This window comes from Alcanivorax sp. DSM 26293, assembly GCF_900107995.1.
Lineage (GTDB): Bacteria > Pseudomonadota > Gammaproteobacteria > Pseudomonadales > Alcanivoracaceae > Alcanivorax.
Genome location: NZ_FNUM01000005.1, coordinates 292,543 through 301,538, shown reverse-complemented (window position 1 = coordinate 301,538; position 8,996 = coordinate 292,543). Strand labels below are relative to the sequence as shown.

At 57.6% G+C, this 8,996-nt stretch carries 14 protein-coding genes and 1 riboswitch; of the genes, 5 read left to right on the top strand and 9 right to left on the bottom strand.

Features of this window, described 5'->3' with window-relative positions:
- Nucleotides 1–249: 249 nt before the first annotated feature.
- The 9 genes from C4S63_RS11370 to C4S63_RS11330 form a co-directional block, all read right to left on the bottom strand.
- Nucleotides 250–1,488 (bottom strand): type II toxin-antitoxin system HipA family toxin, encoded by a 1,239-nt coding sequence (locus tag C4S63_RS11370; protein ID WP_103917613.1) that lies wholly within the window; start codon nucleotides 1,486–1,488, stop codon nucleotides 250–252.
- Entirely contained in the window at nucleotides 1,481–1,726 is a 246-nt protein-coding gene (locus C4S63_RS11365) for a helix-turn-helix domain-containing protein (protein ID WP_103917612.1), read from the bottom strand. Before C4S63_RS11365 ends, C4S63_RS11370 begins: the two co-directional genes overlap by 8 nt.
- Before the next feature lie 103 nt (nucleotides 1,727–1,829).
- On the bottom strand, nucleotides 1,830–2,195 hold the full coding sequence (locus C4S63_RS11360; RefSeq protein WP_103917611.1) for a molecular chaperone DnaJ: 366 nt from the start codon (nucleotides 2,193–2,195) through the stop codon (nucleotides 1,830–1,832).
- Between the two features lie 77 nt (nucleotides 2,196–2,272).
- Entirely contained in the window at nucleotides 2,273–2,800 is a 528-nt protein-coding gene (locus C4S63_RS11355; protein ID WP_103917610.1) for a hypothetical protein, read from the bottom strand.
- A 164-nt stretch (nucleotides 2,801–2,964) separates the two neighbouring features.
- Nucleotides 2,965–3,177, bottom strand: a complete 213-nt coding sequence (locus tag C4S63_RS11350; RefSeq protein ID WP_062817404.1) for a hypothetical protein — start codon at nucleotides 3,175–3,177, stop codon at nucleotides 2,965–2,967.
- 281 nt (nucleotides 3,178–3,458) lie between these two features.
- Complete coding sequence (locus C4S63_RS11345; RefSeq protein WP_062817405.1) at nucleotides 3,459–4,070, bottom strand: TPM domain-containing protein; 612 nt, start codon at nucleotides 4,068–4,070, stop codon at nucleotides 3,459–3,461.
- Nucleotides 4,071–4,084: 14 nt separating this feature from the next.
- Nucleotides 4,085–4,801, bottom strand: a complete 717-nt coding sequence (locus C4S63_RS11340; RefSeq protein WP_234999999.1) for a YgcG family protein — start codon at nucleotides 4,799–4,801, stop codon at nucleotides 4,085–4,087.
- Nucleotides 4,798–5,388, bottom strand: a complete 591-nt coding sequence (locus tag C4S63_RS11335) for a LemA family protein (protein ID WP_062817406.1) — start codon at nucleotides 5,386–5,388, stop codon at nucleotides 4,798–4,800. Before C4S63_RS11335 ends, C4S63_RS11340 begins: the two co-directional genes overlap by 4 nt.
- Nucleotides 5,372–5,692 carry a GIY-YIG nuclease family protein gene (locus C4S63_RS11330; RefSeq protein ID WP_103917609.1) on the bottom strand — a complete coding sequence of 107 codons (321 nt, stop codon included), beginning with the start codon at nucleotides 5,690–5,692 and terminating at the stop codon, nucleotides 5,372–5,374. The genes C4S63_RS11335 and C4S63_RS11330 overlap by 17 nt, the downstream gene beginning before the upstream one ends.
- A 69-nt stretch (nucleotides 5,693–5,761) precedes the next feature.
- On the opposite strand from C4S63_RS11330, the gene C4S63_RS11325 reads away from it, so the two are divergent.
- The 5 genes from C4S63_RS11325 (at nucleotide 5,762) to C4S63_RS11305 (ending at nucleotide 8,587) form a co-directional block, all read left to right on the top strand.
- A complete protein-coding gene (locus tag C4S63_RS11325) occupies nucleotides 5,762–6,157 on the top strand; it encodes a hypothetical protein (RefSeq protein WP_103917626.1) in 396 nt (131 codons plus the stop codon).
- Between the two features lie 192 nt (nucleotides 6,158–6,349).
- Nucleotides 6,350–6,712, top strand: a complete 363-nt coding sequence (locus C4S63_RS11320; protein ID WP_062817409.1) for a HopJ type III effector protein — start codon at nucleotides 6,350–6,352, stop codon at nucleotides 6,710–6,712.
- Between the two features lie 71 nt (nucleotides 6,713–6,783).
- Nucleotides 6,784–7,326 carry a glutathione peroxidase gene (locus tag C4S63_RS11315; protein WP_103917608.1) on the top strand — a complete coding sequence of 181 codons (543 nt, stop codon included), beginning with the start codon at nucleotides 6,784–6,786 and terminating at the stop codon, nucleotides 7,324–7,326.
- A 45-nt stretch (nucleotides 7,327–7,371) separates the two neighbouring features.
- On the top strand, nucleotides 7,372–7,719 hold the full coding sequence (locus C4S63_RS11310; RefSeq protein WP_234999998.1) for a hypothetical protein: 348 nt from the start codon (nucleotides 7,372–7,374) through the stop codon (nucleotides 7,717–7,719).
- 82 nt (nucleotides 7,720–7,801) lie between these two features.
- Nucleotides 7,802–8,587 (top strand): dienelactone hydrolase family protein, encoded by a 786-nt coding sequence (locus tag C4S63_RS11305; protein ID WP_062817410.1) that lies wholly within the window; start codon nucleotides 7,802–7,804, stop codon nucleotides 8,585–8,587.
- A gap of 232 nt (nucleotides 8,588–8,819) precedes the next feature.
- Nucleotides 8,820–8,959: riboswitch (guanidine-I (ykkC/yxkD leader) on the top strand.
- Nucleotides 8,960–8,996 lie beyond the last annotated feature (37 nt).

The window sequence follows — 8,996 nt, the reverse complement described above, 5'->3', positions numbered from 1 at the left end:
CCGAAAATCGTGACTTCTTCATGCAGAATCTCCTTCGTGCTAGGTTACGAGAAAATTCTACTTTTGAGCAGGGCTAAATTTCGGGGTGATTACCAGATGCGCTTCTTGATATTTTCCAACATAGTCTGTGGTGTCTATAACTAGAGACATGCAACGCCTATAGAGTTGTATTTAACATCTCGGATACTGGTTTATGGCACAACGGTCATCAACGGCAAGTCGCACCCATTAATCATCTACTTCCCAAGCCTAGACCTTGATCACTCGGGATACCTTCTCAATATCCTCATCAGCAACCCCAACATTTGCGGCGAACTCCACCCACAGCTCAACTGCACCAATCACCTCCCGCGCTGCCTTCTCCACCTTGCCACGGGGTAATTTAAAAATTCTCCCCTCGTTTAGCGCCTCGGTAGGTGTTGGCGGGTAAGCCTGATACTGGTAGCTGGCGGCATGGTGCATGTTGGTGGTCAGGCTCGGCACCAGATCATAGGCCGGTGCCAGGTGATAGCCTTGTTCGCTGTGCATCAGGCTGAAGTTGCGCTCGTGATCATCGGTATTGTTGATGGCGCGATTGAAAAGCATGAGTTTGAGAAGCTGTATCAGGTCCTCTTCCACTTGGCAGGAATATTTCTTGATCAGGTCGCTGACATGGTCGTAACGGAACGCCTGGCCCAGGTCCATCTGCGAGGCAGGTTCCTTGAGAAGTCCGTTGACGGTAATCAGGTGTTTTCTCGCCGGGCCATCCATATCAAAACGGTCCAGCAACAACACTTCACGGCCGTTGATCCCTTCAATGATCTTGCCGTCATGCATCCGGATGCCCGCCGCACGGGCCATCTTCAAGCAAGCCAGCTCTACCCGGGCATTGTTATAGCTGTCATGGGTGATGCGGTTGAATTTGGCTAGGTACTGCCCCCCGCCATTAAACAACAGGGCTTTCGGGCGGGCGCCGCCCACGCCGGTCCCTGCATTGGCCAGGTAAAGCAGGCTCATTTCATCAAGGTCGACGCCGCCCAGGTCTATCTGATCGATCTGCTGGGCCGCCTGCTCCGCAGCGCCCAGTTGATCGATGGCGTACCCCGAATCAAACTGCGGCGCCTCACCCTGTCGGACCAGTGATATGGCGCCGATGCGGCTGCTGCCCAGCATCGCCAACGTATCAATGACGCTATAGGCATTGAGCTTTTCTTTGTCTCTGAAAAGCGCCAGTTGCACCAGGATCTTGCGTCCCCAGTTATCCGGCAGGTAGTCATCCAGAAAGGCAGGGCTTGCCCCCCTGTGGCATTCGAATTCAAAAGGACCGCTCTGTAGGGGAAGCTGCACCGGATCGATGGGGAACGCCGAGGGCTCAGCCAGATAGTCCGGCCGATATCGAAAGCCCACCCGGGTCAGGAAACCGGATTCCTCCACCAGCACCACGTCCGCGGCATGGACGATGCCGGTCTGCCGGGTATTCAGGTACAGGTCGTAGCGCTGCCTAATCATCGAACAGACTCTGCTTTGGCTTCAGCAAGGTATGGAAAGGCGCCTCCAGGCCCAGCAAGGTTGCCGCCTGGAAGTATTTGCCCAGAGACACACTCAGATCTCCCTTCTCCATCCGCTGCAGCGTCGCCCTGCTCACACCAATGCGCAGGGCAAAGTCCTCCAGGGTGTCATCAGGGTATGACTTACGACGCGCCAGGCGGAGGTTCTGGCCGATTTCGGGGAGAATATCCATAGCCATATATTTACTCTTATATGAGTAAATATCAACATTATGGCGATAATTTACTTATATATGAGTAAAAATATGCACCCCATATCCCAATCTCAATATGAAGAACCTACTATGCACTGCCACTCTTGGCATTAAAATAAAACGCTGTTATCCCTCCAATCAGAGTGCCACCAAAAGCCAGAAACTCGGGGAAATGTGGATTCTTGGTCAGTGCCAAAAGAAAGATAAAGATAAGGACCGAGAAAACGATAATCATCGCCAGCACAGGCTTGATTCGCTTGTTCATTCTCTCTGTTATGGGTTCTGACTGCCCCAGCCCTCCACAGGTACCACACGCCAGGCCGGTAAATTCCCGGCCTTTCAATTCGTGATATTTCACACAAGCCCGGCAGCTTTTTCCTTCTTCACCGGATGTGCAAATACCTGTTTCACTACAATGCCGGCAAGGGTACAAATTCGATCTTACTTCCTGCATTCCATCACTTCCTCTGTGACTAGCGAGCTCCATTCGCCATGCAAGCATAGCTCCTACAAAACCGGAGGCGGGGTTAATCAGTTAAACCGATACTCCAACCCCAGCGTATACGCCTCCACATCCGCGTCATCCAGTGAATAGCGGTCCACGCTGCCGCGGAATTTCAGGTTGTCGAGGCCGTAGCTGAAGCCCACCCCCCAGAAACCGTCGGTGCCGTCTTCGTCGCTGCCGTGGTCGAATTCCGCGTCCCAGCGCAGGGCGCCGGCGCGCAGGAACAGGTCGGTGCCGGTGGCGAGGCGGGCCTTGCCGATGGCGGCGGCTTCGATGCCGGAAATATCGACTTCATTGCCGTCGCCGTAGTCACCCAGCCACACCGCGCCGCCTTCTACGCCAACGGAGAAGCTATCGCGGGCCAGGGGAAAGCTGACGCCACCCAGCAGCGAGACGGTGGTATCGGTGGTGTCCACTTCGGAGGGGATATCCCGGTCATCCAGATCGGTCCAGCCGCCTTTGAGCACGCCATAGACACTGTGAGAGGCAAAGACCGGGGTGGAAAGAGTGATAGCGCCGAGGATGGCGGTGGTAGCAAGCAAAGGGGTTTTCATGTGTCGCTCCCTGCGATCATTGTTGATTCAGGTACGACTTTATCACGAGGCAGGAAGGATACCAGAGGGGTGAGCGCCGTCTCAGGCGTCGCGTTCTTCGCCTGTAACGGTTGACTTCACGCCGGCTACCCACATCAGGGTATATCGCAAGACGACCCGCACTCTCAGGGACGGATCACAAAGTAATAGTCGCCGCTGAGTTTCAGGCGCATGCAGCCGTGATCATCGGGGAGGTCGTTTTCCCATTCCACCTCCTGGACACCCAGATCGAAGGCAGCGGTGTTGCGGGCAATGGCTTTGAGGCGCTCCACGTCGTTGGACTCGGTGATCAACACCGGGGGGATGGCAGCAGCGCTCTTTTCGCGAAACAGTCTCATCGTCTCTCTCCTCGCTGTGTCAAAGCAGCTACATCAAGGTCCATGGCGACCCTGCTTTGAGGTGACGACCGCTCAGTCCTTATTCGGGGTGAGCCGGTATTTTTATTCGTGAGTTTTACCTTTGCTCTCTCTTGTTACCGGAAGCTTTTACCCGGTGCAATAACCCTGTTTGCTCATATTCAAGAAAATGCGAATTCGGTCAAATATCTGATTTCACAGTAAAAAAGCCTGCACAGGGCAGGCTTTTTGTGAGGAAAATGAAGGAGTTAACCGTTCGTCGGTCAGAGCACGATCAAGTGGTTGGGCAGCTCGTTTTTGGACTCCGTGGCGGGCACGTGGGTGGCCAGTTTGTCGCCGCAGGCGGCCACGCATTCCTGGAAGCCTTCCGCCACCCGGCCGGCTTTCACCCGGGCGATGAAGGCATCCACGATGGTCTGCCACTCGCTGTCGTCCACATGTCGGGCAATGCCCTGATCCGCCAGGATTTCCACGTAGTGCTCCGCTTCGCTGACGAAAATCAGCAGACCGGTGCCGCCACGGGTGCGGTGCAGGCCCTGCTCCAGAAACGCCTGCCGGGCCAGGCCGGCGGCACGCATCCGTTGCAGGCGACGGGGCACGACCCGGAACTGCACCGGCTTGAGGCGGAACAGTACCGCCAGCACCAGCAGGACGCCCCATTGCAGCAGCAAGGCTTCAAAGGGCGTCAGCCAGACCGGCAGGAATAACAGCGCCACCGGCACCAGCAGGGACAGCAGCGCGGCCCACAGCAGGGTCACATAACGATAGTCATCCGCCTGGCGAGCCAGCACGGTGACCAACTCGGCATCCGTGCGTTTTTCCTGGGCGTTGATGGCCTGGGCCAGGGCATCCTGTGCATTCTTATCCAGCAACATTCTTAATCTCCCCGTTACCAACCACCGGAAGCGCCACCGCCTCCGAATCCACCACCGCCGCCGCCGAAGCCGCCGCCACCGAAACCACCACCGCCGCCAAAGCCGCCCATGGGCACCGGCATAAACATGCCGCCACGTCGGCCTCCCCGGCCCCCGCCGCCGCCAAAGGACAGCAGGAAGGTGACCACGACCATGCCGATCAGTATCAGCAGGGCCTTGAGCCCACTGGGTTTGTCACGGGGTTGGCGCTCGCCTTGATATTCGCCCTTGATGGCTGCCTGTATAGCGGTGACACCGGCCTGGATGCCACCGTAGAACTGGCCCTGGCGGAAGGCGGGCAGGATTTCCTGCTGGATGATGACGCTGGAGAGGGCATCGGTAAGCACCCCCTCCAGGCCGTAACCCACTTCGATACGCACCTTGCGATCATTGGGGGCGACGATCAGCAGGACCCCGTTATCGGATTCCTTGCTACCGATGCCCCAGTGACGGCCCAGCTGGTAACCGTAATCGGCGATCTCATAGCCCTGCAGATCTGCCAGGGTGACCACAACCACCTGGTTGGAGGTGTTCTGTTCCGCCGAGGCCAGTGCCTGGCTCAGGCTCTGACGCTGGGCGGCGGTCATCAGGTTGGCGTTGTCCACCACCCGGCCGGTGAGTTCGGGAAATTCCGGCGCCGCCCACAAGGGCGACGCCAACAACAGGATCAGCAGCGAGAATAAACGCATCATTCGAAGCTGACGGCCGGCGCCTGATCCGCCTCTTGAGCGGTGGCTTCGTAGGTTTCACGGATTTCCATGTCGCTGTACAGGAAGCTGTGCCACAGCCGCCCCGGGAAAGTCCGGATTTCGGTGTTGTACTGCTGCACGGCGGCGATGTAATCACGGCGCGCCACGCTGATGCGATTTTCGGTGCCTTCCAGTTGCGACTGCAGGGCCAGGAAGTTCTGATTGGCCTTCAGGTCCGGGTAGCGTTCCGCCACCACCATCAACCGTTGCAGGGCGGAGCCGAGCTGACGCTGGGCCTGCTCGAACTGTTTCAGTTTTTCCGGGTTATTGAGTATGTTGCCATCCACCTGGATGGACCCCACCTTGGCCCGCGCCTCGGTCACGTCCACCAGCACCTCTCTCTCGTGACTGGCGTAGCCCTTCACGGTATTGACCAGATTCGGGATCAGGTCTGCCCGGCGCTGATACTGGTTTTCCACCTGCGACCAGGCGGCCTTTACCTGTTCGTCATAGGTGGGAATGTTGTTGATGCCACAGCCGCTGAGCCAGCCGGCCAGCATGACCAGAAAAAGGCTACGCCAAAGTGTCATGGTTCTCTGCTCCTTCAATCCAGAATGACAGCGGTTCCTTGCGCTTGTCATCGCGCAGGTTCGCCAGTAACTGCTGTTTTTCGCGACGGGTCAACCGCTTGAGCCGAGCTTCCAGCCGCGATGCCGACGCCCGGTCTCCCGCAGGCACCAGCAGCACCGGCTGTACCGGCCGGCGGGCACGGGTGTAACGTGCACCTTTCGGGCTGTGGTTGTGCTCGTAAAGGCGTCGAGCCGGCTCGGTGCTGATACCGGTATAGAGCGTCCGGTCCGCACAGCGCAGCATATACACCCACCACTCTTGCATGGTTTTTACATCCCGCTTTTTACTGGCTGCTATGATGCCAGAGACGATTCAGACAACAAGGAAGAAAACATGATTACCTACCTTTACTGGTTTCTCGTTGCGGTACTTGTCATCGGTGCCCTGTTCGGCATCGGCGTTCGCCTGGGCAAATGGAAACCCGCACTGATTATTGCCGCCGTAATCTGGTTGGTGGCAACCCTGGCCTACTACTTCTGGCTGGAACAGATTTTTGTGAAACGCTTTGGCGGCACCATGAACATCAAGGTGCCTGCAGAGCAGTACCACATCGGTGCCACCTGGAAAGGCGACAACCTGTGGATCCAGAATTACAACCCGGAAACCAACGAGTGCATCTTCCAGGAATATTCCCGGGGCAACATGCTCGAAGGCAAGGTGGTGCTGAAGAACTGTGACCCGCTGCAGGGCACGGGCATGGTGATGCCGAAAGACCCGGCGCTACAGTAACGGGCTCTCCGAAAGAAGAACGGGCAGCACCCACCGTTGGACCCTTGCTGGCAAGGCGAATACCCAAAGTGGTTTGAGAACCTCTTCGCTGTGTGAACAAGGCTCCAACGGGTAACCATGTCTCCCCCCCTTCCCCTGTTCCGTTGATGCCGCTACCCTTTGCGCCTTTCTCTGACAGGAACAGGACTCCCCATGAGCAATTCCCTTCAAACCCTGCTGTTTGCTCTGAAACTGGTTCCCGATGCCGTTGCCTTCGAGCAGGTTCAAGAGGTCATCGCCGAGCACTATGACTACACCCCTGCCCGCTTTACCAATGGCAGTGGTGACGACCAGGTGGTGAATGAAGCCGGCACCAATGAGGGGTCCTGCAAGATTTTCGCGTTCGCCAAGCTCAATAATCTGTCCGATGAGCAGACGCTCGCCTGCTTCGGGCATTTCTTCCGCCACGATGTGCTGGGGAACCCGGAAGGCAGCGACCACGCCAATATCCGTACCTTTATGCGCCATGGCCTGAAACAGGTGCATTTCGAGACTCCGGCACTGGTTGCCCGATAATGTGACTCTCTTCGCGCCATCTTGATCAGCTTTCATGAATCCTGTGCAGACAATTTCATGGAGTGATCATCATGGTCCGTTACCTGGGCTTTCTTTTTGTCTTGTTACTGACCCCTGCGGCGCAAGCGGCGGATGAGTGTGCCGACGCCCTGGACACCACCGTCAGAAAGCTGCACTCCCAGCAGACACTGGATTTGTGCGCGCTAACCCGCAACAAGCTGACACTGGTGGTCAACACCGCCAGCCAGTGCGGTTACACCCCCCAGTTCAAGGATCTTGAGGCGCTGTACCAGACTTACCGGGAACAGGGGCTGATCGTCCTGGGTTTCCCGTCGGATGATTTTCGTCAGGAATTGGACAGCGAGTCCGATACAGCGGAAGTCTGCTATGTGAATTACGGCGTCACCTTCCCCATGGCAGCCACCAGCGCGGTGAAAGGCGACAGCGCCAACCCGGTATTCCAGGCCCTGGGCGCCGCCACCCAGGCACCGGGCTGGAACTTCAACAAATACCTGATCTCCGCGGACGGTAAGGATATCCGCCATTTCCCGGCCTCCGCCGAGCCGCGAGGGGGAGAGCTGGAAGCGGCCATCCGCGATGCGCTGGCCCAGTGAGCCCGGTCAGGAGGTAGATGCCTCCCCCAGAGGCTGATATTGTGAATGGTCACCCATTATTATCCGGCGGTGAGTCCTGTGAAGGTTCGCAGCAGCAAAGAACAGCAACGCCACCAGCTTGAGCGCGACATGGAGCGCTATCTGTCCAAGGGCGGAAAGATCAAGGAGATCCCCCGTGGCGTGAGTGGCACGGATCCTGTCCACAGCAAGGGACACCAGACTGTCCTGTTCAACGGCCCACGACAGCCCGAACGCACGGATCTGAGCCAGGTGGCTGCGGCTATTGATGCGCGCAAGCACAAACCTCGCCGCCAACGGCTGACCCCACGCCCCAGCCGCAAGCTGATCTACGACGATTTCGGTGAACCGCTACGCTGGGTATGGCACGACTAGGAAGTCTCCGAATATCCTGCAAGCCCGCCTTCGCAATCGGTGATCGAGAGGCGCCCCAACCCACTACCACGATGGACCTGCAATGAAACGACTGCTGCTGATGGTATCCCTGTTTATGATGAGTCAAACCGTATTCAGCGACATCATTGAAACCCGTGTCACCCTGCCCGACGATCTCGGCACCGGCATCATGTACCTGAATGACAAACAGAAAAAACCCGGCCCGGGGGTGATCGTGATCCACGAATGGTGGGGGCTGAACGACTATGCCCGCGACCGTGCCCGTATGCTGGCCCGGGCCGGATATACCGCCCTGGCGGTGGACATGTATGGCACCGGCAAGGTGGCCACTCACCCGAAGGATGCGGAAGCCTTCATGAAATCTGCCATGGCCGAGCCGGAGAAGATGAATGCCCGTTTCGAAGCCGCCCGCAAGATGATGCTGAAACAGCAACAGGTAGAAGCCGGTCGCCTGTTCGCCATTGGCTATTGCTTCGGCGGTGGCGTGGTCCTGAACCAGGCCCGCATGGGGACCGATCTGGCCGGTGTAGCCAGCTTCCATGGCACTTTGGGTACCGACACACCCGCCCAGCCAGGTGACATCAAGGCGCGTATTCTGGCGGCGACCGGCCAGGCCGACCCGATGGTTCCCGCCGAACAGGTCACCGGCTTCGTCAAGGAAATGACCGAGGCCGGTGCCGATTTCCAGCTGCTCAGCTTCCCCGGCGTCAAACACAGTTTCACCAATCCGAAGGCGGATGCGGTGGCGGAACGCTTTGACATGCCGGTGGGCTACGATGCCCATGCGGACCAGGTGAGCTGGCAGGCGCTGGTGGATTTCATCGAACATCAACCCCACGCGGAATAACCGCACCAGTTGGGGGCATTGCTGCTGGCAATGCCCCGTCACTGCCCACCTTTCTTCCCGATTCGTTTTCCCTCTGCGCCAACCTACTGATTTTTCTTACTATCACCACTTGGCATCCCCTTTGCTTCGTTTCAAAGAGAGGAATCGAATGGCCACGTTGCCATTAGGAAGCTTCTCAATGACTCCTTGCATGCCCAGTCATTCAGAGGCTTCCAACTCAACACAATTTGAACCAATAGACCGCTAGGGTTCCGGTCGCCTGCGCCGACAGATAGCGCAGCCGATGCCTGGTCCGAGAGCAGTCGACCTTCTTGCAGTCGTTGGCATGATTCGCGGCTGAAGGTTACACGGCGGGACAAAAGCCCGGGAGGACACGATGACCACGTTGTCATTGGATTCCTCATCGTCC